The following is a 21,431-nucleotide window of genomic DNA, read 5'->3' on the forward strand; positions in this document are numbered from 1 at the left end:
TCGTGGCGATAGACGCCTACCCGGGCAGGGTGGACGAGGCGAAGAACGAGAAGGTCCCGATCGTCTTCGGCGACGCGACCGCCGAGCCCGTGCTGGAGGCGGCCGGGGTGGCCGAGGCGCAGCTGATCGTCCTGACCATCCCGGAGCCGATCGTGGCGAGGCTCGTCGTGGAGCGCGTGCGGGAGATGAACCCCGAGGTCCGCATCGTCGCCCGCTCGACGAGCCCCGAGCACCTCGAAGACCTCTCGCGCCTCGGGGTCTACGAGGCGGTGCAGCCCGAGCTCGAGGCGGGGCTGGAGCTCGGGCGGCAGGCGCTCCTGAGGCTCGGGATCGGGGCGGGCGACGTGCAGCGCTTCTCCGATCGGGTCCGCCGCGAGCTCTACGCCCCGCTCACCAGCGACGGCGACGGGAACAAGATCCTCTACGGGCTGCGCCGGGCCTCCGAGATGATCGAGACGGACTGGATCGAGGTCCCCGAGGGATGCCCGCTGGCCGACCGGAGGATAGGGGAGCTGGATATCCGGGCGAGGACCGGGGCCTCCGTGGTCGCCGTGGTCCGCGACGAGGACGTCTCCGCCAACCCGGGCCCCGGCTTCGCGCTCGCCCCCGGCGACCTCCTCGCGGTCCTCGGCACCCCCGAGCAGCGCGCCGCCTTCTCCGACCTCCTCGTCGCGCCCACCCAGCCGCGCTAGGGGCCCGCAGGGGCACCGTTACTCCTATCCGCCCCGGGGCCAGGCGGGCGAAGGCCGGGATCGGAGGGCCGGGCGACTACCGGATCGTCCGCGGGCTAGCCCTTGTGCGAGGTCACCGCCGCGCTCACCCCGTACTCCAGGCCGTCGACGAGGGCCTGCCAGGAGGCCTCGATGATGTTCTCCCCGACGCCGACGGCGCCCCAGACGCGCTTGCCGTCCGTGGAGTCGATGAGGACGCGCGTCGTCGCGGCCGTCGCCCGGTGCTCGTCGAGGATGCGCACCTTGTAGTTGGAGAGGTGGATCTCCCGGAGCTCCGGGTAGTGGGGACCGATGGCCTCCCTGAGCGCCTTGTCCAGCGCGTTGACCGGCCCGTTCCCCTCGGCGGTCGAGATAACCCTCTGGCCCTTGACGAGAAGCTTGATGGTCGCCTCGGTCGTCGTCTCGCCGCCGGCGCGCTTCTCCGAGATGATCCTGAACGTCTCGAGCTCGAAGAGCGGCCTGTCCTCCCCGGCCGTCCTTCCTATAAGCAGCGCGAGCGAGGCGTCGGCGGCCTCGTAGTGGTAGCCCTCGTACTCGCGCTGCTTTATCGCCGAGAGGATGCCCGTGACGTCCCCGGCCTCGATGCCGAGCTCCTCGGCTTTCTGGCGGATGGAGTTCTTCCCCGAGAGCTCCCCGACGGGCGTGCGCCGGACGTTCCCGACGACCTCGGGGGCGACGTGCTCGTAGGTCGAGGGGTCTTGCGTTATGCCGTCCACGTGCAGCCCGCCCTTGTGGGCGAAGGCGCTCCTGCCGACGTAGGGGCGGTGCGTGTCCGGGGTGAGGTTCATGAGCTCGGAGACGTAGTTGGACGTCCCGGTGAGCTTCGCGAGCCTCTCGTCGTCCAGGACCTCGAGGCCCATCTTGAGCTGGAGGTTGGCGATGGTGGTGACGAGGTCGCAGTTGCCGCAGCGCTCCCCGACCCCGTTGATCGTCCCCTGAACGTGCGTCGCCCCGGCCTCGATCGCGACGATCGCGTTCGCGACCCCGCACCCGGCGTCGTTGTGGGTGTGGATGCCTACCTCGACGTCCGGGTACCCGGAGAACTCCTCGACCGTGCGCTCGACCGCGGCCTTGAGCTCGGTGGGCAGCGTCCCGCCGTTCGTGTCGCAGAGGACGAGGGTCGTCGCCCCGGCGTCGGCCGCCGCCCTCAGGACGGCGAGGGCGTGCTCGGGGTCGTCCCGGAAGCCGTCGAAGTAGTGCTCGGCGTCGAAGATGACCTCCTTGCCGGCGTTCGCGAGGTACCGGACCGTGTCCCGGATGGACTCCAGGTTCTCCTCCGGCGTCGTGCGCAGCACCTTCTCGACGTGCATCTTCCAGCTTTTGGCGACGATGCACGCCACGGGGGCCGAGAGGCGGGGGAGGAGGGTCACGGCGGGGTCCTCGTCGGCGCGTCCGCCGGGGCGGCGGGCGCGGGTGAAGGCGACGAGGCGCGCGTGATCCAGCTCCGAGGCGTCGAAGCCCTCGAAGAACTCCATGTCTTTGGGGTTCGAGGCCGGGAAGCCCGCCTCGATGTAGTCCACGCCGAGGGCGTCCAGCTCGCGGGCTATCCGGATCTTGTCCTCCGTGGTCAGGCTCACGCCCTCGCGCTGCGTCCCGTCCCTGAGCGTCGTGTCGAAAAGCTTCACCCTCATCCTAGGCCACCCCTTCTCCCGCGGCGGCCCAGCGGCTCACGGCCCGCGTAACGTCTTCCGTCGTATGGCTGCCGCCGAGGTCGGCGGTCCTGAACCCGGCCTCCAGCGAGACGGAGACGCCCCGCTCTATCGCCCCGGCGACGTCAGGCCTCCCCAGGGAGTGGCGGAACATCATGGCGCAGGAGAGGATCGTGGCGTAGGGGTTCGCGACCCCCCTGCCCGCGATGTCCGGGGCCGAGCCGTGGACCGGCTCGAAGATGCCGGGGGTGCCGGGCAGGCCTAGAGAAGCCGAGGGCAGCATCCCCATCGAGCCGGGGAGCATCGCCGCCTCGTCCGAGAGGATGTCGCCGAAGAGATTCTCCGTGAGGAGGACGTCGAACCTTCTCGGGTCCCGGATCAGGAACATCGCCGCGGCGTCCACGAGCACGTGGTCCAGCGCCACCCCCGGGTACTCCCCCGCGACGTCGTCGACGACGCTCCGCCACAGCCGGCTCGTCGCCATGACGTTCGCCTTGTCCACGCTCGTCACGCGACCCCTTCTCCCCTCGGCCGCCTCGAACGCGACCCTCGCGACCCGCTCGACCTCCTCCCGCGTGTACACGCTCAGGTCGCTCGCCCGCTCCTCGCCCTCCTCCTTCTCCCCGAAGTAGGCCCCGCCGGTGAGCTCCCGGATGATGAGGATGTCCACCCCCTTGAGGACCTCCTCCTTGAGCGTGGAGGCCGAGAGCAGCGCCGGCAGCGCCGCCACCGGCCTGAGGTTCGCGAACGCCCCGAGGGAGTGGCGCAGCGCCAGCAGCCCCTTCTCCGGGCGCAGGTGCCCCGGGTTCCGGTCGAACTCGGGGTCGCCGACCGCGCCCAGGAGGACCGCGTCGGAGGCCTTCGCCCTCTCCAGCGTCTCGTCGGAGACGGGCACGCCCTCCTCGCGGATGGCGCTCCCCCGATCCTGCGTTCCTCGTAGCTCAGGCTCACCCCGAAGTGCTCGGCGGCCACGTCCATCACCGTCCGCGCGGCCCGACCACCTCCGGCCCTATACCGTCCCCGGCAGCAACAGAATATCGAACGAGTCGCGCATCTCTCCCACCTTCTCCTAGAACTCCGGCCGCGAGCGCAGCCACTCCGGTCCCCCGGCCCAGCGCGCCAGTCAGGATCTCCTCCGCGCGCCCCTCGTCCACGACCTCCTGCTCCTCCCACAGCACGCGGAAGAGCCGGGCCAGGAACCCCTCCCCGAACTTCTCCACCGCCGCGGCGCCCAGCCCGAGCAACAGGTTCTGAAACGCCATCTGCGTCCCGCGTCGGCCCTCCCCCGAACGACCGGACCGTGAAGCCGGGGCTCCGGTCCACCTCCGAGAGATGTTCCTCCAGCGGAAGGCCCGTCTTCAGCCCGACCGTCGCTGCCGCGGCCTGCGGTATCAGCTCGCCGAGCCACGGCGGGGTCCGGACCACCTCCCCCCGCAGCAGGAACGCGTGCGCCAGCTCGTGCCACACGACGAGCGGCCACGTCGCGGACGTGCGCGGCCGTATCGCGGGGGCAAGCTCTTCTGGCAGCACGAGCGCCGGGGGCCGGACGGAGCGGGTGAAGTAGGGGAGGCCGCGCGGGTAGGCGCGCCTCCCCTCCCTCGGCGCTTCCGCCCAGTCCCCTTCCGCGACGAGCAGCGCCTCCAGGTCTGGCGGCCCGGTTTCGAGGATACCCGAGAGGGCGTCGGCGCCGTCCTTCAGGAGCACGAAAAGCTCCCGTGCCCGGGTCCGGAGGCGCGGCGCGAACACGACCGGGATCTTACCGGCCAGGCGCTCGTATCCGGGGAGGGCGACGGGGGCCTGCAAGGGGACGCTAGGGGGTGACCTGCGGGGTGCGCGTGGCGCCGACCCTGCCGGCCGTGTACACGTTGACCGCCCGCACGTAGGCGCGCGCCGCCCCCTCGACCACGTCCTGAGAGAGCCCGCGCCCGGCGTACTCGGCGCCCTCGAAGTCGACCGTGATCCGGACCTCACCCAGCGCGTCCTTGCCGCCGGTCACCGCGTCGATGCGGAAGTCCGTCAGGCGGCCCTTGATGTTCGTCGCCGCGTCGATGGCGCGGAAGACCGCGTCCACCGGGCCCTCGCCCTCGGCCTCGGCCTCGAAGACGCCGTGGTCCTGGTGCGAGATCGTCACCGCCGCCCGGCTCTGACGGCCCGTCGCCGCGACCACCCGGAACGAGTCGAGGACGAACTTGCCCTCGAAGGAGCCGACCTCGTCGGCCGCTATCGCCTCGAGGTCCGCCGCCGTCACGGTCTTTTTGTGGTCGGCGATCTCCTTGAACCGGACGAAGGCGCGCTTGAGAACCTCGCCTTCGAGCGTGTAGCCGAGCTCCTCCAGGGCGTCCTTCAGGGCGTGGCGCCCCGAGTGCTTGCCGAGGAAGATGTTCGTCCCCTCGAGGCCGATGTCCTTGGGCGTCATGATCTCGAACGTCCTGCGGTCCTTCAGGACGCCGTCCTGGTGGATGCCGGACTCGTGCAGGAACGCGTTCCGGCCGACGACCGCCTTGTTCGGCGGCACCTCGTAGCCGGTGACGTTGGAGACCATGCGCGACGTGTTCGCGAGCTGGCGGGTGTCCACCCCGACCTCGGTGCCGTAGTGGTCGGAGCGCGTCGCGAGCGCCATCACGACCTCCTCCAGCGAGGCGTTCCCGGCCCGCTCCCCGATCCCGTTCACCGCGACCTCGATCTGGCGCGCCCCTACCCCAACCCCCGCGAGGCTGTTCGCCACCGCGAGGCCCAGGTCGTCGTGGCAGTGGACGGAGAGGATGCGGTTCTTGAGCTCCGGCACCCGCTCCTGAAGCTCCGTCAGAAACCGCGAGAACTCGACCGGGGTCGTGTAGCCGACCGTGTCCGCGATGTTGATCACGTCCGCCCCGGCCTCGACCGCCGCGGCGACGACTTCTGAGAGGAACCCGATCTCCGTCCTCGTCGCGTCCATCGGGGAGAACTCGACGTTCTCGCAGAGGCTCTTCGCGTGCCGCACCGCCCGGTCCGCCCCCGCCAGGATCTCCCCTTTGTTCGAGCGCATCTGGTGCTCGATGTGGAGGTCGGAGGTGCCGACGAAGGTGTGGATGCGCGGCCTGCTCGACCACTGCACCGCCTCCCAGGCCCTCTCGATGTCCGCCTCGTGGATGCGCGCGAGGCCCGCGATGCGGGGGCCCTTCACCTCCGAGGCGATCCGGCTGACCGACTCGAAGTCTCCCTCCGAGGTGATCGGGAAACCGGCCTCGATCACGTCTACCTTGAGCCGCGCGAGCTGGTGCGCGATCTCTACCTTCTCTTCTACGCTGAGCGAGATCCCGGGCGACTGCTCGCCGTCTCGCAGGGTGGTGTCGAAGATCTCTACGCGACGCATATTCTTGTCGTCCTCCTACGCTGAAGTTCTAGACTGGAAATAGACTTGCGGCTGATGCTTGGTGGCCGCGGGCGTGAAAACCCGGCGCTAGAAGCCGGGACGGATAATTCGCCCGGCGACCACCCTGGTTAGTCGTAGGATGACGGGGGTGAAGCGCAAGATGTTAAACGGACTCCTTCACGTGAGGGAGGCAGTATCTCACTGCCTCGCCCCCTCCGCAACCTCCACCGCGACGGTCCAGCCGGCGTAATCGGGGTTCTCGCCGCGCGCGGCCCCGAAATAGAGCTCCTGCAAGCGGCTCGCGACCGGGCCCATCTCGCCCGTCCCGACCTTCCGATCGTCGATCTCCGTGACCGGCGCGATCTGGAAGCCCGTCCCCGTCAGAAAGACCTCGTCGGCGGCGTACAGCTCCGTCCGGCCGACGTCGCGCTCCGTGGTAGCCATCCCGAGGTCCTTCTCCGCGATCTCCATGACCGCGTCGCGCGTGATCCCCTCCAGGATGTCCGCCGTGACCGGCGGCGTGACGAGCCCGCCCTTCCTCACGATAAAGATGTTGGCCGCGCTCGCCTCGGAGACGAAGCCCGCCTGCGTGAGGAAGATGGCGTCGTCGTAGCCCGCCCGGTGCGCCGCATCCACCGCGAGCGCCGTGTTGATGTACGAGCCCGTGGTCTTGGCCCGCGCCGGTATCGCGTTGTCGGACGACCGCCGCCAGCCCGAGACGGCGCACCTGAGGCCCGTGAGCTCGACGTAGTTACCCATCGGCACCGTGAAGATCGAGAGCTCCGTCGGCCCCCTGAGGTTCACCCCGACGGCCGGGGCGGCCTTGTACGCGAGCGGACGGATGTACGTGTCCTCGCGCGGGGCGTTCCTCTTCAGAATCTCCAGGGTTATCTCGCAGAGCTCGTCGACCGACGGCACGAGGTCGAGGTGCAGGATGCGGCAGGACTTCTCGAACCGCTCATAGTGCTCCCTGAGCTTCAGGACCTGCAAGGTCCCCTTGCTCTCGTTCCAGTACGCCCGGATGCCCTCGAAGACCCCCGTGCCGTAGTTCAGGGCGTGCGTGGCGGGCGAGAGCCTTATGTCGCCCATCTTGACGAACTCGCCGCCGTGGTAGGCCCACTCCGCGTCGTTCGCGGTGAAAGCGGTGCCGGCCATCAGCTCTGGCCCCCCGCCGGGCTACCGGCCGCCGCCTCCGCCCCCTCCGCGGCGAGCGCCCTCAGCTCCGCCCCGACCTTCTCGACCGGCAGCGCGGCCTCGCGGCGGCGCTGGGCGAGGAACGAGGCCCCGCCGGCCTGGTTCTCCAGCACCCAGTCGCGGGCGAACTTCCCGCTCTGGATGTTCGCGAGGATCTCGCGCATCCGATCCTTCGTCCCCTCGTCGATGACCTTGGGACCGGCGGTGTAGTCGCCGTACTCGGCCGTGTTGGAGATGGAGTAGCGCATCCCCGCGAGGCCGCCCTCGTAGATGAGGTCCACGATCAGCTTCAGCTCGTTGACGCACTCGTAGTACGCGAGCTCCGGCTGGTAGCCCGCCTCGACGAGCGTGTCGAAGCCGGCCTTCAACAGAGCGCTCAGGCCGCCGCAGAGGACCGCCTGCTCCCCGAAGAGGTCCGTCTCCGTCTCCTCCTCGAAGGTGGTCTCGATGATCCCGGCCCGCCCGCTCCCGATGCCGCGGGCGTAGGAGAGGATCACGTCTCGCGCCTCGCCGGAGGCGTCGTTGGCGACCGCGAAGAGGGAAGGCATCCCCTTGCCCTCGACGTACAGCCGCCTGAGGACGTGCCCCGGCCCCTTCGGCGCGACGAGCCCGAGGTCCACGTGCGGCGGGACCTGGATCTGGTTGAAGTGGATGTTGAAGCCGTGGGCGAAGAGGACGAGCATCCCCTCGGAGAGGTTCGGCTCGACCTCGCTCCTGTACACGGCCGGCTGCTTCTCGTCCGGTAGCAGCAGCATTACCACGTCGGCCCAGCGCGTCGCGTCGGCCGTCGTCATGACCTGCAGCCCGTCGGACTCGGCCTTCGCCTTGCTCTTGCTCCCCTCGTAGAGCCCGACCGCGACCTCGCAGCCGGAGTCCTTGAGGTTCAGCGCGTGGGCGTGGCCCTGGCTCCCGTAGCCCAGGATCGCGACCTTGCGCTGCATGATCTCGTTGCCTATGTCACCTTCCCGGTATACCCGAGCCATCTTATGCGCCTCCAGTCCCCGGCCGGGCCACCGGCCCGAGCCTAACCGCGTCCTTTACGTCGTTCCCCATACTAGCGAGCCAGGCGTCCAGTTTCCCGGTGGGCCCTGTCGCCACGACCGTCCCGCCCTCCTCGTGCAGCCCGATCCCCGCCGGTACCTCGCCGAGTATCGCGCCACTTACCTTGAGCAGCGCGACCTCCAGGGTCTCGCCGTCCTCCTCGATCTCCTCCACGTCTTCGAGGGCGGAGAGGAGCGTCGCGTAGCGGCGGGAGGACTCGGGCGGGCAGTCGAGGAGGATCGTCACCCGGAAGATCTCACCCTGCGAGCCCTCCTCGCGGCCTACAGTGAACCGGGCGACGGGCATCCGCTTGTTCTGGAGCGTCATGAGGAAGCGCACGAGGGCGAGCATCCCGCCGGAGAGGCGGACCTCCACCGCGTTGAGGGTCTGCGCCTCCCCCTGAGACCTAGGCGCCGCCATACGCGGCGCTGCTTTCGCTCTCCTCGATCATCTCGTGGACGCTCATCCCGCTCGGGATCATGGGGTACACGTTCGCCTCGGGGTCGATGTGGAAGTCGATGATGGTGCAGCCGTCCTGACCCTCGGCCCACCGGATCGCCGCCTCGATGTCGTCCCCGGGCTTGACGGTCTTGCCGTGGAGACCGTAGGCCGCCGCGAACTTCTCGTAGTCCGGGCCGGTCATCGGCGTCTCGGAGTAGCGGCGGTTGTGGAAGAACTGCTGCCACTGGCGCACCATGCCGAGGTAGCCGTTGTTGAGGACGGCGACCTTTATGTTCAGCCCGTTGTCGCGGATGGTGGCGAGCTCCTGCACGTTCATCTGGAAGCCGCCGTCCCCGGCGACGACCCAGACCGGCTCGTCCGGGTAGGCGAACGCCACACCCATCGCCGCCGGCAGCGCGAAGCCCATCGTGCCGAGGCCCCCGCTCGTGATGTGGCTGTTCTTCTTGGTGAACGGGAAGAACTTCGCCGCCCACATCTGGTGCTGGCCGACGTCGGTGACGAGCCTCGTCTCCTCGCCCGCGATCTCCTTTATGGCGCGCAGGATGCGGATCGGGCCGTACTCCCCGCTCGCCCCCTCCTCGCGCCGCTTCTCGCCCTCCTGGCTCTTCGCGATCTCCTCGCGCCACGGGACCCTGGCGTCGTCCTCCCGCTCCTCCGCGTCCTCGAAGTGAGAGAGCACGCCCCTGAGGGCGGCCTTCGCGTCCGCCGCGATCCCGACCGTTGGCCTGACGACCTTGCCGAGCTCCGAGGGGTCGACGTCGATGTGCACGATCTTGGCGTTCGGGGCGAACTTGTCGACGGCGCCCGTGATCCGGTCATCGAATCTCATCCCGACGGCGAAGAGCAGGTCGGAGCGGTCGATCGCCCGGTTGACGCTCGCCGCCCCGTGCATCCCCGGCCACCCGATGTACAGCGGGTGGTCCTCGGGGAAGGCGCTGAGGCCCAGCAGCGTCGTCACCACCGGCACCCCGGTCCTCTCGGCCAGGAGCCTCAGCTCCATCTCGGCCCCCGAGAGCGTGATGCCGTGCCCCGCGAGGATGAGGGGGCGCCGCGCCTTCCTCAGGAGCGCCGCCGCCGCCTCGAGCGCCGGGCTCGCGACGGACTCCGGGACCTCCCTGAGGCGCCGGTAGCCGTGGTTCTCGCAGGCGGCGAACTGCACGTCCTTGGGCACGTCCACGAGGACGGGCCCGGGCCTGCCGCTACGCGCGATATCGAACGCCCGCCGCATCGTCGGGTAGAGTTCGTCCGGGTCCTCGACGAGGAAGGAGTGCTTGGTGAACGGCAGGGTCATCCCCATGACGTTCGTCTCCTGGAAGGAGTCCTTGCCGAGGGCCGGCCTGCCGACCTGGCCCGTGATCGCCACGAGCGGGACCGAGTCCATCTGCGCGGTGGCGAGCCCGGTGACGATGTTCGTCGCTCCGGGGCCGCTCGTCGCGATGCACACCCCGACCTTGCCCGTCGCCCTCGCGTAGCCGTCGGCGGCGTGGGCGGCGGCCTGTTCGTGGCGCACCAGGATGTGCTTTAGCGGGTAGTCCGGGAGGGCGTCGTAGAAAGGCATGATCGCGCCACCCGGGTAACCGAAGAGGTACTCGACCCCCTCGTCCAGCAGGGCCTCGCACATCGCCTCGCTGCCCGTGCGCGGCTTGTATTCGATATTGAAAGCGGTGTTCTCCACGAATTTCCCATCCCTTACGAGTCTAGAGCCAGTTCGAAAACCCTTACCGAAGAGGCGGGAAACCCCGCTTTCGGCCTAGGCGAGCCGGACGGTGTCGCCCCGGCTCGCCCACGTAATTAGTCGTAGGGCGATGCGGGGGACACCCTTGGTTACTCGTGGGTGAATGGGGGAGCGAGCAGGCAGGCAGCGTTGGGCTCGAACCCCGAGACCTCCATCTGCCCGTTCTCAGAAACTGCGGTCAAAAAACTTCCCAGCTAACTCGCTCTCAAGTGGCAAGGAGATTATCCGGTCCGGCGTCCCTGTCAAGCTGCACATAGCTCCGCACCGTCCGGCTCGTGCCGCTGCTGCGCGCGTCCCGGACCGGGGCGCGCGGTGGGGGCCAACCCCTCCTACTCGACCTTGCGCAGCATGAGGCGGTTGCGCTCGGTGTCGAAGTACATGGTCTCGGCCGAGGTGATGAGGTTGTAGAGCAGCCTCCCGTCGTCCACGTTCGGGCGCATCACGTGCTCGTCGGCGCCGTCGTCGAGGATAAACTGGAAGTAGAAGGCGCCGGGCTGGCCCGGCTCCGCCTCGTCGAAGTCCGCGTGAAAATCGGTCACGCGCCGGACCTTGATGGAGTCTTCTTGCCGTTGCACCCGGTCCCGCTCGGACATGGCGCCCACCTTTCGCTCGCTGGCAAGACGCACCTGTACCCGCGAGACATCGTCGCAAACGATGCGGGCGGCCCGGGCGGCCTCTCTAACCCTGCGAGAAGATCAGGTGACCGCCACGGGGCTCGGGGCGGCGACCTCGCCCGGCGGCTCGACCCTGGCGCCGGCGAGGTCGACGTCGAGGGCCCACGCCTGGGCCTCGATGCCGCGCTCCTCGAAGGTCGCGTGCATGGCCCGGGCTATGCGGTCGGCGTGCTCCTCGGGGGCGAAGGCGAGGACGGTGGGGCCCGAGCCGGAGAGGCAGGAGCCGTAGGCGCCGTTCCGGCAGGCGGCCTCTATGACGTCCTCGAGGCCGGGGATGAGGTGCGAGCGGTAGGGCTGGTGGAGCTTGTCCTGCATCGCCACGCGCAGGAGGCCGTACTCGCCGGTCGCGAGCGCGCCCAGGAGGAGCCCCGCGCGGCCGACGTTGAAGGCGGCGTCGCGGTGGGGGACCGAGTCCGGCAGGGCGTAGCGGGCGGCGGCGGTCGAGACCTCGAAGTCCGGGACGGCGACGACGGCCTTGAGGCCCTTCGGCTCCAGGCGCACGCTCCTGATCCCCTCGGGGGTGAGGGTGCCGATGACGAGGCCGCCGAGGAGGGCGGGGGCGGCGTTGTCCGGGTGGCCGTCGAGGTCGCAGACGAGGTTGAGGAGGTCCGGAGGGGCCATCGCGCGGCCGAGCAGGTCGTTCGCGGCGACGGCGCCCCCGACGAGGGCGGCGGCCGAGCCCCCGAGGCCGCGGGCGGGGGGGATGTCGTTCTCCTGGACGAGGTGGAAGTGCGCGTCGGACTCGCCGAGCTCCCGGGCGACGAACCGGGCGGCCCTGTAGGCGGGGTGGTCGGTGCCCCTGGGGACGAGGTCGGCGCCGACGCCGTGGACCTCGACGAGGGGCTGGGGCGCCCGCTCCAGGCTTATGCGCATGGAGAGCGAGAGCGCGAGGCCGACCGCGTCGTAGCCCGGGCCGAGGTTCGCCGAGGTGGCCGGGACGCGGACGGAGATCACCGGGCTTCGGGCTCCACCCGTTGCATCGTCTCCACGAGCGCGTCGAAGGTCGCCGGGATAGGCTCCGGCAGGCGCGTCCTGTTCAGGATCACGTCCGGATCCTTCAGCCCGTGCCCCGTGAGGACGGCGACCACGACGCCTTCGGGCGCGCGCCCCTCCTTCGCGAGCTTCAGGAGCCCCGCGACCCCGGCGGCGCTCGCCGGCTCGCAGAAGACCCCCTCCGAGCTTGCGAGCAGGCCCTGGGCCTCCAGGATCTCCTCGTCCGTGACGCTCTCTATAAGGCCGCCCGACTCGCTCACCGCGCCGAGGGCCCCCTTCTTGCTCGCCGGAGCCCCGATGCGGATGGCGCTCGCCACCGTCTCGGGGTTCTCGAAGTCGTGGCCGGCGACGAGCGGGGAGGCGCCCTCGGCCTGGAAGCCGAGCATGCGCGGCGCGGAGTCGGCGTGGCCGGCCTCGCGCCACTCCTTGAAGCCCTTCCAGTAAGCGGTGATGTTGCCGGCGTTGCCGACGGGGAGGGCGAGGGCGTCCGGCGGGCGGCCGAGCGTCTCGGCGACCTCGAAGGCCGCCGTCTTCTGGCCCTCGATGCGGTCGGGGTTCACGGAGTTCACGAGGGCGACGGTTCCGAGGTCGCGCTCCGCGCGCTGGCAGAGCTTGAGGGCGGCGTCGAAGTTGCCGTCGATCTGGACGATTTTCGCGCCGTGGGCGAGGACCTGCACGGCCTTGCCGAGGGCTATCTTGCCGGCCGGGACGACGACGAAGCAGGTGAGGCCGGCTCGTGCCGCGTAGGCGGAGGCCGCGGCGGCGGTGTTGCCGGTCGAGGCGCAGATCACGGCCGTGTTCCCGTCGGCGACCGCGCGGCTCAGGGCGACCGTCATGCCGCGGTCCTTGAAGGAGGCCGTGGGGTTCATCCCCTCGAACTTGAGGTAGAGGCGGGCGCCTATCCTGGCGGAGATTCGCGGGGCCTCTATAAGGGGGGTGTCGCCCTCGCCCAGAGTGGAGATCGCCCAGCCCGGGATCTCGGGCAGCTTGTCGCGGTACCTCTTTATTACCCCCTGCCGGCCGGTCGGCGTCTGGACGGTCAAGATCCTGCCTTTCGTGGAGATCGCCCCCGGGCCCGCTTCGGAGCGTTCGGGGACTGTTCGGATAAGCACCGCGCGCCGCAAAACTACCACGGCGGGGCTCGCCGCATCAAGGAAGGGGACCTGGACCCTACGTACTTCGAAGGATAGCGCTCTTGCATGGTCGTCTCCCGTTTGCTTCCGCGGGGCCATGCTGTAGGCTACGGAGGCGCCGGATTCGGGCCGCTCGTGTGGGATCAGAAGAAGAGGTTACGGGTATTTTCGTGGATGGGTGGAGAGAGAAGAGGGTCCTTATTACCGGCGTCTGCGGGACGGTTGGCCGGGAGCTTCTGAGCCAGGTGGTCGCGCAGGGGCCGGGCGAGGTCACGGGCCTCGACAACAACGAGAGCGAGCTCTTCTTCCTGAACGAGGAGTACCGCGAGGACTCGCGGGTGCGCTTCTCCCTCGGGGACCTCAGGGACCGCGACAGCCTCATACGCAAGACGCAAGGGGTCGACGTCATCCTGCACGCCGCCGCGCTCAAGCACGTCCTGCTCTGCGAGGAGTCGCCGCGCGACGCCGTCCAGACCAACATCATCGGCACGCAGAACGTGATCGACGCCGCGCTCCAGAACGACGTCGAGCGGGTCCTGTTCACCTCCTCCGACAAGGCCGTCAACCCGACGAACGTCATGGGAACCTCGAAGCTCATGGGCGAGCGGCTGATGACGGCGGCCAACGCCGTCAGGCGCGGCGAGCGGCCGATCTTCGCCTCCACGCGCTTCGGGAACGTGCTCGGGAGCCGGGGGTCGGTGATCCCGATCTTCAAGCGACAGATCAAGAAGGGCGGCCCCGTTACCCTGACCGACCCGGAGATGACGCGCTTTATCATGACGTTGGAGGAGGCGGTCCGCCTCGTGATGGAGTCGGTCTTTCTGGCTATGGGCGGCGAGGTCTTCGTGACGAAGATGCAGGTCTTGCGCATCGCGGATCTGGCCGAGGTGATGAGCGAGGAGCTCTCCCCGGACGGGCCGGTGCCAGTCAAGGTCATCGGCTCTAAAGCCGGAGAGAAGCTCTACGAGGAGCTGATGAACGACGAGGAGACCCGGCGAACGCTGGAGCTCCAGCGTTACTTTGTCGTGGTGCCGGCGTTCAAGTCCCTGTACACGGACGTCGAGTACTCCTACCCCGGCGTCGAGGCGAAGGACGTGGACCGGCCGTACAACTCGGCGAACGAGAAGCCCATGCGGCGCGAGGCGCTGCGGGAGTACCTCAGGCGACACCGTCTGCTGGAAGGAGAATAGAGAGCATGCGCGTACTCATCCTCGGTGGGGACGGATACCTGGGCTGGCCGACGGCGATGGCCTACGCCAACAAGGGGCACGAGGTCTGCGTGGTGGACAACTACCTCAGGCGCCACCTCGCCGTGGCGACCTCGTCCGAGGCGCTCATGCCCAACCCCAACCTCAACGACCGGGCGGAGATCTGGAAGTCCGTCGCCGGCGAGACGATCTGGACCGTGATCGGGGACTGCACCGACTACCGCACGATCTCGGACGTCTTCAAGAGCTTCGGGCCGGAGGTCGTGATCCACTACGCCGAGCAGCCCTCGGCGCCCTACTCGATGATCGACTTCGACTCGGCCCGCCTCACCCTCTCCAACAACCTGGAGACGACGCTGAACGTGATCTGGGCGGTCATGGAGCACGCCCCGGAGTGCCACATCATCAAGCTCGGCACGATGGGCGAGTACGGCACCCCGAACATAGACATCGAGGAGGGGTGGCTGGAGGTCGAGCACAAGGGCCGCAAGCAGAACTTCCTCTACCCCCGCCAGGCCGGGAGCCTCTACCACACCACAAAGGTCCTCGACACCGACCTCCTGTGGTTCTACGTCCGCACCCACGGCCTGCGCGTCACCGACCTCATGCAGGGCCCCGTCTACGGCCTCTCCACCGAAGAGTCGGACCAGGACGACCGCCTGCTCCCGAACTTCCACTACGACGACATCTTCGGGACCGTCGTCAACCGCTTCCTGGTGCAGGCCGTCGCGGGCATCCCGCTGACGGTCTACGGGAAGGGCGGGCAGGTCCGGGGCTACCTGAACCTCAAGGACACCCTGCAGTGCGTCGAGCTCGCGATGAACAACCCGGTCGAGAAGGGTTCCTTACGCATCCTCAACCAGTTCACCGAGACGTTCAGCGTGAACGAGCTGGCCGAGAAGGTGCGGCGGGTCGGGAACGGGATGGGGCTCGACGTGGAGATCAAATCCATCGAGAACCCGCGCAAGGAGCTCGAGGAGCATTACTACAACCCGCAGCACTCGGGGCTTCTGGACCTCGGCCTGGAGCCGCACTACATGACGGACGACGTGGTCGCGGAGATGCTGGAGAAGGTCCTGGAGTACAAGGACAGGATCGACGGGCGCAAGATCCTGCCGCGCGTCCGCTGGTCGTAGCCGAACCTTGAACTGGCTCGTCACCGGTGGCTGCGGGTTTCTGGGCACCTCGCTGGTGCGCGACCTCGTCCGCGAGGGCGGACACTCGGTGCGAGTGGTGGACAACCTCGCGGTCGGGGCCAGGGGAGACCTCGAGGAGGCCTCGGGCGGCTTCTCCGAGGGGACGGCGGACGGCCCCTTCTCCGGGGCGGGCGTCGAGCTCGTCGTCGGGGACATCCTGGACGAGGGGCTGGCGCTCCGGGCGGCGCGCGGCGCGGACGTGGTCGTCCACTTCGCGGCGAACACGGGGGTCGGTCCCTCGGTCGAGGACCCGCGCGGGGATTGCGTGACGAACGTCCTCGGGACGCTCAACTACCTGGAGGCCGCCAGACACAACGACGTCGAGCGCTTCGTCTTCGCCTCCAGCGGGGCGCCGGTCGGGGAGGTCGAGCCGCCGATACACGAGGAGATACCGCCGCATCCGGTCTCCCCGTACGGGGCGAGCAAGCTCGCGGGCGAGGGCTACTGCTCGGCGTACTTCAAGACGTACGGGGTCGGGACGGTCGCCCTGCGCTTCGGCAACGTCTACGGTCCGGGCTCCGGGCACAAGGGGAGCGTGGTCGCCAAGTTCGTGAAGCGGGCGATGTCGGGGGAGATCCTGCAGGTCTACGGGGACGGCACTCAGACGCGGGACTTCATCTACGTGGACGATCTCATCCGGGCCGTGAGGCTCGCCGCCACCGTCGACGGGGCCGCCGGGGAGACCTTTCAGGTAGCCACGAACGCCGAGACCACCGTCGGGGAGCTCGTCGAGAAGCTGGTGCCGGCGCTCGCCGCCGAGGGGGTCGAGGGGGTGGAGGTCCGCAACACCGCTCCGCCCTTCAAGGAGGTCATGCGCAACTACTCGGACACCTCGAAGGCGAGGCGCGTGCTGGGCTGGCGGGCCGAGGTGGGGCTGGACGAGGGCCTGAGGCGCACGGTGCGTTATTTCGCCCGTTCGGCGCGCCCGGTGCCGGGCGCGGATGGGGATGGATAGGGGCGCCGACGGGCCGGGCTCCGCGAGCCCCGAGCGGAGCGTCTTCTCCCGCCTGAAGCGCGGGGCCGTGGAGGCGTTCGTGCTGCACGGCGCCGGGGTCGGGCTCCTGTTCCTGATGCACGCCGTCTTCGCGCGAGCCGTGGGGGAGGGGGGCTACGGGAGCTTCTCGTACGCGCTGGCGATCACGGCGGTGCTCGGGATCGTGGCGCCCCTGGGGTGGCCCACGGCCCTCCTGAGGTTCGTCTCCGAGTACCTGGAGCTCGGGCGCTGGGGTCTCCTGCAGGGCGCCCTGAGGCGAGCCTACCAGACCACGCTCGTCGTCTCCCTGGCGATCTCGCTGGTCCTCCTGGGCCTCTCTTACCTCGTCCCCGGCGACGCCGCGACGGGCCTGCGCTACGCGGCGCTCCTCCTGCCGCTGGTCGCCTTCGTCGGCCTGAGGCGCAAGGCGCTGCGCGCCCTGGGCAAGCTCAAGGCGAGCATCGTGCTGGAGGAGGTCGTCCTGCCGGTGGGGGCCGTGGCCGGGGTGCTGCTCCTGGTGCTCGCGCTCGGGGGCATCGGGGTGTCGGGGATCGTGCTCGCCTACTTCGCCTCGGCCCTGCTGGTCTTCGCCCTGAGCTCCTGGTGGCTGCTCAGGAGCCTCCCCGACGAGGCGCGGGAGGCGAAGCCCGAGTACCGGTACCGGGCGTGGATGGCCGTGGCCCTGCCCATGGCCTTCGGCGGGCTCAACCAGATGCTGATGAACCGGGCGGACGTGCTCGTGCTCGGCACCCTGGCGAGCGACGAGACCGTGGGCCTGTACAACGCGGCGGCGCGCATCGCCATCCTCATAACCTTCTCCCTGAGCGCCGTCAACGCGGTCGTGGTGCCCATGATCTCCGCCGCGTACCACGGCGGCAGGAGGCGTCAAGCGAGGAGCCTGCAGCACCGCGCCATGCTGCTCGGGGGCCTGGGCGCCCTGCCGCCCGCCGTGGTCGTGCTCCTGTTCCCCGAGTTTCTGCTCGGCTTCTTCGGGCCCGGCTTCGTCGAGGCCGCGCCGGTGTTGAGGATCCTGGCGCTCGGCCAGCTCGTCAACGCCGCGACGGGCCCGGTGGGCTTCGCGCTCCTCATGACCGGCCGCGAGAGGGCCTTCGCCGCGACGCTCGCGGTGGCCGCCGTCGCGACGGTGGTCGGCTGCCTCGTCGTGGTGCCGATCTACGGCGCCGTGGGCGCGGCCGTCGTCACGGCGACGAGCGTCGCGGCCCTCAACCTCTGGCAGTATGGACTTTCGGGGCGCGCCTACTCATAATCCGGCCGCATGGTGCCCGACACGCCCCAGATCCTGTTTCTCGCCTACTTCTCCCGCTCCGGCTCCACGTTCCTCTCCTCCAGGCTGGACCGCTACGGGGACGTCGGCGTCACGGTCGAGAGCGCGTTCATGCGGACGCTGCTCCTGAAGAAGGGGGAGCTCCGCAGGGCCGCCGGCCCCGGCGAGGTCTACGGGATGCTGGAGAACGAGGCCCGGTTCGCGAACCTCGGGCTCTCGCGCGCGGCGCTCTCGGAGCACCTGAAGCCCGGCGGCGCCTACGGCGTCGGGGAGGTCGCGCGCGCGATCCTGGGGGCGTACTTCGCGGAGAAGAAGCCGGGGGCTCGGGTCTGGGTCGTCAAGGAGGGCGGCAGCGGGTTTCTGGTCAACGCGATCTCGCGCGAGCTCCCGGAGGCCCGGTTCCTGCACGTGATCCGGGACGGACGCGCCGTCCTCAACTCGGGCCTGAACGCCGTGCGCCCCTACGGCGAGGGCGAGCGCATGGCCCGCGACCCCCTCGCCGTCGCCCGCGTGTGGTCCGGGTTCGTCGACGGGGTCGACGCCTTCCGCGCCGCCCGCCCCGAGCGCTGCCTCGAATGCCGCTACGAGGACCTGATGGCCGACGAGGAGGGCGAGCTCCGGCGCCTCAGGCGCTCCCTCGGCCTGCCCGAAGAGGCCCCGCGAAGCACCGGCGAGGGCGAAGGCTACTACGAGGCCATGCCCGAGAAGGAGAGGTCCATACACCGCCTGGTCTCGGGGGGCGCCGTGCGGGGCCGCGTCGACGCCTGGAGGGACGAGCTCGGCCGCGGGGACCGGCTCGTCTTCGAGTACAGAGCCCGCCGATCCCTCCGGCGCCACGGCTACGGGGCGGAGGCGCCCGGGCTCCCCGCGCTCCTCCGCGATCGGGACTTCCTGGCCTCCTACGTCTCCTCCCTCGCCCGGCGGGTCGGAAGCTGGCGCCGCCTCGCGCGCAACCCGGTCCGGCTCCTGTACGTGATCAGGACGACCGCTCTCCGCCTCAAGGACCGCCTGACCTAGAGAGGTGGGGGCCAGAGCACCCCTGCGTCCCTTGCAAGAGACGGTCGCGGCGGGTCGGACGCGAGCGGCCGGGGCCCGGTCGGCCGCTAACGGTTAGAGCAGAGGGCGTGACCGCGGGGCGTTCCGTCCGAAGATCGCGCATAAGCTTTTTCTAACCGGGCTCTTATAGTGGTCCAACGCTTGCTTGTTAGCTTGAGCGGGTGAGTAAAGGACTTCACAAGAAATTTCCGCTTCTGGCGCTGCTGGGCATCTTGCTGCTCGCCGCTGCTCTGAGGTTCTATGGCCTGGGTTTCCAGTCGCTCTGGAACGACGAGTTGAACACTTGGGGCCTGTCCACCTTTGGTGAGGGGGTCTCCGGGGTGCTGTACCATTTCAACAGGGAGGGGATCGGGGTGCACCCCCCGGCTTACTACCTGTTGATCCACTTTACCGTGCAGCTCCTGGGGGAGTCCGAGTGGGCGTTGAGGCTCCCCTCCGCGCTTGCGGGCTTCCTGTCTGTCCTCGCGACCTATCTCCTGGGCCGTAGGCTGTACTCCTGGCGAGAGGGACTGATTGCAGCACTCCTCGTGGCCGTCTTGTGGACTCCGGTCTACTACTCGCAGGAGGCCAGGATGTACTCCCTGCTCCTCCTCTTCGCCACGTTGGCGACCTACTTCTGGGTCTCGGTGGCGCGGAGCCTGGATCGCGAGGAGAGGCCGAGGCTCCTTGCTGTGTCCGGCTACGTCGTCGCAGCTGCCGTCGCCGCATATCTGCACTACTTCGGTTTCTACCTCGTCGCGCTGCAGGGGCTGTGGACGATGATGGTTTACGCTCGTAGACCCGGAACGCTGGCTTACACGCTCGTAGTCTACGGCTTGATCGTACTGGCCTACTCGCCTTGGCTGCCGGCGCTGTTCAACAGGACGGGACAGGGTTCGGGCACGATAGAGCATATCGCCAGGCCGGGGCTCGACACTTTTGTGGATTACGCCGTGTTCGTCTTCAGTAGATCCCCGGTATTCGCGGTGGTCGCGTTGGCGCTATACCTGTTCTTGCCCTACAAAAAGCTCTACCCGCTATACAAAGACGAAGGGCTTTCGGGTACGCGAAGAGCGTTGCGCACCCCGGGTCTGATGCTCGTGTTGTGGCTGACCGTTCCCTTCGCCGGAGCTTACGTGGTCTCCTTGATCTGGACCCCGATACTTGAGCCACGCTACCTCATCGTCTCCCTCCCGGCTGCCTACCTCCTGGTTGCCCGCGCCGTCACGCAACTGCCGGTGCGCCCGATGGTGCAGGCGACCGCCGTGGCGCTGGGTTCCGTCTTGCTCCTGGCACAACTCGTCTTCCTGATGGACTACTACACAGAGCCGAGCAAGGAGCAGATCCGGGAGGGAGTAGAGTTCGTCGCGGAGAACGAGCGTCCCTCGACGCTACTTGCGTACTGCGCTGGGGTAAGGGTGGCGTTTTTCAACTACTATCTCGTCCAGGAGGGGGCCGACGAGCGGTTCGGGGTAAGGGCGTGCACCTCCGCGAGCGAGTTGGAGAGGGCGATCGGGAGAGGGAACAGCCGCTACGTGGGCTTCGTTGCGTCGAGGGAGCCGGAGGCAGCGGTCACGCGGTATCTGCGCAACGAGCTCGAGTTGGTTCGAGAAGCAAACTTGGTGGGCGCCGATGCTTACCTTTTCGAGGTGCCGGAGGCCGCACACTCGTGAGCGCCGGTGTCGTGCCCCGACCGTACGACCACAGGAGGTAACGGCCGTGGAACCGACGATCTCGCTCTCCGCTAGAAAAGTCTTCTGGGTGTTGCTCTCGGTGGCGTTGCTCCTCGCGGCCCTGTGCGTCGCCGTGGTCCTGTATAAGGCCACCCCGGGAGCGGCCGAGTCGAGACTGTTCTCGGATAACCCGAACCTGGGCTCCCTGAACCTGTTCGACCTCAAAAAAGAGCAGAGCTTCGGAACCTGGTACACGGCCTTCCTGTTGCTCTCGTGCTCGGCGCTTGCGGCGGTAGTTTCGTCTCTCAAGAGGCGTGCGGGCGAGCCTTACGTCAACCATTGGCGTATCCTGTCGTTGGTATTCTTGTACCTCTCGATCGACGAGGGGGTCACCATTCACGAGAAGCTGGGCCCGATCACGAGGCCGTTCCTGAGGTCTTTCGGTATCCAGCTTGGCGGGCTTCTGAACAACGCGTGGGTGATCCCCGCCGCCGTCTTGTTGCTCGTCTTCGTCGTCGCCTTCCTCGGGTTCTTTTTCAGGTTGCCCAGAAAACAACAGGTGTTGTTCCTCGTCGCCGGCCTCCTCTACGTCGGGGGTGCGATGGGTCTCGAGATGGTGAACGCCCTCGTCGCCTCCATCTTCGGCGAACAGAAGGGGATGGTCAGGATCATGATACCGGTCGCCGAGGAGTCCCTGGAGATGCTGGGCATCGTCGTCTTCGCCTACGCGCTCCTCTCGTACATGGGCTCCCGACACCGCGAGGTGCGGTTTCGTGTGGAGGGCGAGAAGCCCGACAAACTCGACGACGAGCCCACGCGCTAATACGCGCAACGTCGAAACCCTGTCCGCCCCTCATCGGAAACTACGAACTGGCTTGTTAGGGTCGCGTAACGCCGCTCCAAGGAGCCCCTATAATGCTCCGGGTGTTCGGAAGGCGAGAGGTAGTGGTTCGCGTAAGGTCGTTGCTCCCTGCCCTGCTGGGCTTCGTATCGCTCACCCCTGATCTGCACCGGACCACCAGCCCCTCATCTCCCGGCGATCTAGCTCAAGGGCTGAGGGTGGTGTGCGCGTTCAGTCCCCGTCGTGCCCACAAGAC

General features: G+C 68.7%; 19 protein-coding genes. 8 read left to right on the forward strand and 11 right to left on the reverse strand.

Annotation, left to right across the window (positions count from 1 at the left end; all coding sequences use genetic code 11):
- The first annotated feature begins 2 nt into the window (after window positions 1–2).
- Window positions 3–692, forward strand: a complete 690-nt coding sequence (locus tag GBA65_RS22725; protein WP_207956111.1) for an NAD-binding protein — start codon at window positions 3–5, stop codon at window positions 690–692.
- 95 nt (window positions 693–787) lie between these two features.
- Here the strand turns inward: GBA65_RS22725 and cimA are convergent, their stop codons facing one another.
- From cimA to thrC, 11 genes are all read right to left on the reverse strand, one after another.
- Window positions 788–2,362, reverse strand: a complete 1,575-nt coding sequence (gene cimA / locus GBA65_RS03190; protein WP_166395343.1) for a citramalate synthase — start codon at window positions 2,360–2,362, stop codon at window positions 788–790.
- Between the two features lies 1 nt (window position 2,363).
- The gene (gene leuB, locus GBA65_RS03195; RefSeq protein ID WP_207956112.1) at window positions 2,364–3,275 is read right to left on the reverse strand and encodes a 3-isopropylmalate dehydrogenase; all 912 of its coding nucleotides are present in this window, start codon (window positions 3,273–3,275) and stop codon (window positions 2,364–2,366) included.
- A gap of 82 nt (window positions 3,276–3,357) precedes the next feature.
- A complete protein-coding gene (locus GBA65_RS03200) occupies window positions 3,358–3,642 on the reverse strand; it encodes a hypothetical protein (RefSeq protein WP_166395344.1) in 285 nt (94 codons plus the stop codon).
- A gap of 548 nt (window positions 3,643–4,190) precedes the next feature.
- Window positions 4,191–5,732 (reverse strand): 2-isopropylmalate synthase, encoded by a 1,542-nt coding sequence (locus tag GBA65_RS03205; RefSeq protein ID WP_166395345.1) that lies wholly within the window; start codon window positions 5,730–5,732, stop codon window positions 4,191–4,193.
- 198 nt (window positions 5,733–5,930) lie between these two features.
- Window positions 5,931–6,887: a branched-chain amino acid transaminase gene (locus GBA65_RS03210; protein ID WP_166395346.1), complete on the reverse strand. Its 957-nt coding sequence runs from the start codon at window positions 6,885–6,887 to the stop codon at window positions 5,931–5,933.
- Window positions 6,887–7,909 carry a ketol-acid reductoisomerase gene (gene ilvC, locus GBA65_RS03215; protein ID WP_166395347.1) on the reverse strand — a complete coding sequence of 341 codons (1,023 nt, stop codon included), beginning with the start codon at window positions 7,907–7,909 and terminating at the stop codon, window positions 6,887–6,889. The genes GBA65_RS03210 and ilvC overlap by 1 nt, the downstream gene beginning before the upstream one ends.
- 1 nt (window position 7,910) lies before the next feature.
- A complete protein-coding gene (locus GBA65_RS03220) occupies window positions 7,911–8,387 on the reverse strand; it encodes a hypothetical protein (RefSeq protein ID WP_166395348.1) in 477 nt (158 codons plus the stop codon).
- Window positions 8,374–10,050: a biosynthetic-type acetolactate synthase large subunit gene (gene ilvB / locus GBA65_RS03225; protein ID WP_166398312.1), complete on the reverse strand. Its 1,677-nt coding sequence runs from the start codon at window positions 10,048–10,050 to the stop codon at window positions 8,374–8,376. Before ilvB ends, GBA65_RS03220 begins: the two co-directional genes overlap by 14 nt.
- A gap of 443 nt (window positions 10,051–10,493) precedes the next feature.
- Window positions 10,494–10,757, reverse strand: coding sequence for a hypothetical protein (locus GBA65_RS03230; protein WP_166395349.1), 264 nt, complete (start codon window positions 10,755–10,757; stop codon window positions 10,494–10,496).
- A gap of 102 nt (window positions 10,758–10,859) precedes the next feature.
- Window positions 10,860–11,792 carry a homoserine kinase gene (gene thrB / locus GBA65_RS03235; protein WP_166395350.1) on the reverse strand — a complete coding sequence of 311 codons (933 nt, stop codon included), beginning with the start codon at window positions 11,790–11,792 and terminating at the stop codon, window positions 10,860–10,862.
- Window positions 11,789–12,874, reverse strand: coding sequence for a threonine synthase (gene thrC / locus GBA65_RS03240; RefSeq protein WP_407691057.1), 1,086 nt, complete (start codon window positions 12,872–12,874; stop codon window positions 11,789–11,791). The genes thrB and thrC overlap by 4 nt, the downstream gene beginning before the upstream one ends.
- Window positions 12,875–13,134: 260 nt before the next feature.
- Between thrC and GBA65_RS03245 the strand changes: the two genes are divergently transcribed.
- From GBA65_RS03245 to GBA65_RS03275, 7 genes are all read left to right on the forward strand, one after another.
- Complete coding sequence (locus GBA65_RS03245; protein ID WP_166395352.1) at window positions 13,135–14,154, forward strand: polysaccharide biosynthesis protein; 1,020 nt, start codon at window positions 13,135–13,137, stop codon at window positions 14,152–14,154.
- Between the two features lie 5 nt (window positions 14,155–14,159).
- Window positions 14,160–15,308 (forward strand): NAD-dependent epimerase/dehydratase family protein, encoded by a 1,149-nt coding sequence (locus GBA65_RS03250; RefSeq protein ID WP_166395353.1) that lies wholly within the window; start codon window positions 14,160–14,162, stop codon window positions 15,306–15,308.
- Between the two features lie 7 nt (window positions 15,309–15,315).
- Window positions 15,316–16,323 (forward strand): NAD-dependent epimerase/dehydratase family protein, encoded by a 1,008-nt coding sequence (locus GBA65_RS03255; protein ID WP_166395354.1) that lies wholly within the window; start codon window positions 15,316–15,318, stop codon window positions 16,321–16,323.
- Window positions 16,316–17,608, forward strand: coding sequence for a flippase (locus tag GBA65_RS03260; RefSeq protein WP_166395355.1), 1,293 nt, complete (start codon window positions 16,316–16,318; stop codon window positions 17,606–17,608). Before GBA65_RS03255 ends, GBA65_RS03260 begins: the two co-directional genes overlap by 8 nt.
- 9 nt (window positions 17,609–17,617) lie before the next feature.
- The gene (locus GBA65_RS03265) at window positions 17,618–18,643 is read left to right on the forward strand and encodes a sulfotransferase (RefSeq protein ID WP_166395356.1); all 1,026 of its coding nucleotides are present in this window, start codon (window positions 17,618–17,620) and stop codon (window positions 18,641–18,643) included.
- A 200-nt stretch (window positions 18,644–18,843) separates the two neighbouring features.
- Window positions 18,844–20,334 carry a glycosyltransferase family 39 protein gene (locus tag GBA65_RS03270; RefSeq protein ID WP_166395357.1) on the forward strand — a complete coding sequence of 497 codons (1,491 nt, stop codon included), beginning with the start codon at window positions 18,844–18,846 and terminating at the stop codon, window positions 20,332–20,334.
- Between the two features lie 46 nt (window positions 20,335–20,380).
- Complete coding sequence (locus GBA65_RS03275; protein ID WP_166395358.1) at window positions 20,381–21,157, forward strand: hypothetical protein; 777 nt, start codon at window positions 20,381–20,383, stop codon at window positions 21,155–21,157.
- Window positions 21,158–21,431: the final 274 nt, after the last annotated feature.

It is taken from the genome of Rubrobacter marinus (genome assembly GCF_011492965.1).
Classification (GTDB): domain Bacteria; phylum Actinomycetota; class Rubrobacteria; order Rubrobacterales; family Rubrobacteraceae; genus Rubrobacter_F; species Rubrobacter_F marinus.

Excerpts from the sequence above, each read along its gene's own strand:
- GBA65_RS03265 (WP_166395356.1), top strand. The coding sequence starts at position 17,618 with ATGGTGCCCGACACGCCCCAGATCCTGTTTCTCGCCTACTTCTCCCGC.
- GBA65_RS03230 (WP_166395349.1), bottom strand. The coding sequence starts at position 10,757 with ATGTCCGAGCGGGACCGGGTGCAACGGCAAGAAGACTCCATCAAGGTC.
- GBA65_RS03205 (WP_166395345.1), bottom strand. The coding sequence starts at position 5,732 with ATGCGTCGCGTAGAGATCTTCGACACCACCCTGCGAGACGGCGAGCAG.
- GBA65_RS03250 (WP_166395353.1), top strand. The coding sequence starts at position 14,160 with ATGCGCGTACTCATCCTCGGTGGGGACGGATACCTGGGCTGGCCGACG.
- GBA65_RS03260 (WP_166395355.1), top strand. The coding sequence starts at position 16,316 with ATGGATAGGGGCGCCGACGGGCCGGGCTCCGCGAGCCCCGAGCGGAGC.
- ilvB (WP_166398312.1), bottom strand. The coding sequence starts at position 10,050 with ATGTGCGAGGCCCTGCTGGACGAGGGGGTCGAGTACCTCTTCGGTTAC.
- cimA (WP_166395343.1), bottom strand. The coding sequence starts at position 2,362 with ATGAGGGTGAAGCTTTTCGACACGACGCTCAGGGACGGGACGCAGCGC.
- GBA65_RS03210 (WP_166395346.1), bottom strand. The coding sequence starts at position 6,887 with ATGGCCGGCACCGCTTTCACCGCGAACGACGCGGAGTGGGCCTACCAC.
- ilvC (WP_166395347.1), bottom strand. The coding sequence starts at position 7,909 with ATGGCTCGGGTATACCGGGAAGGTGACATAGGCAACGAGATCATGCAG.
- GBA65_RS03200 (WP_166395344.1), bottom strand. The coding sequence starts at position 3,642 with ATGGCGTTTCAGAACCTGTTGCTCGGGCTGGGCGCCGCGGCGGTGGAG.
- GBA65_RS03220 (WP_166395348.1), bottom strand. The coding sequence starts at position 8,387 with ATGGCGGCGCCTAGGTCTCAGGGGGAGGCGCAGACCCTCAACGCGGTG.